This is a genomic window from Roseateles sp. P5_B10, from assembly GCF_056400485.1.
On sequence record NZ_JBFULE010001571.1, the window covers coordinates 1 to 620 of the forward strand.

Below are 620 nucleotides of genomic sequence, written 5' to 3' on the forward strand. Positions count from 1 at the left end.
GTGCTGTCGCCCGCACCTGATGCGACTGCCGTGCAGCCGGCAACAACGCCGCCGGTCGCATCCGCGCCCGAGAAACAGTCATCGCCGCCCGCCCCGCAGACGGCGCCAAAACCCGACGCAGCCGTACCTGCGCCTGTCGCCAAGCCGCCATCGGTTACGGTGATCGATGCTTTCGATGCCAAAGGCATTCTCGGCCGTGACGTGCACAGTCCCGCAAGTGAGAATATGGGACGCATTGCCGACGTGATCGTCGATCGCGCGGGGCAGGTGCGCGGCGCGGTGATCGACTTCGGCGGATTCCTCGGGGTCGGCTCGCGCAAGATCGTGGTCGATTGGGGTGCGCTACATTTCTGGAACGTGGCCGACAAGACCGCCAGCATCACGCTCGATCTCACACGCGAGCAGGTGCGTGCCGCGCCGGAATACAAGGACGATCAGCCGATCGTCGTGCTCGGCGCATCCGGTACGCTGACGCCGTTGAAATTCCCACCGCTCACCATGCAGGAGCGCTAATTGGCGGTTCACGCGACCACACGCGCAGCTGATCTCGCCCGCCGCGATGATGTCGGGGCGGTGCCTGAGGTTGCCTGCGCGCCGGGGATTGCGCCGGAGTCCGAGCC

General features: G+C 66.3%; 1 protein-coding gene. It reads left to right on the forward strand.

Annotation, left to right across the window (positions count from 1 at the left end; all coding sequences use genetic code 11):
• A partial coding sequence (locus tag AC1DU6_RS34635; protein WP_477863037.1) for a PRC-barrel domain-containing protein occupies positions 1-513 on the forward strand: 513 nt, incomplete at its 5' end.
• Between the last annotated feature and the right edge of the window lie 107 nt (positions 514-620).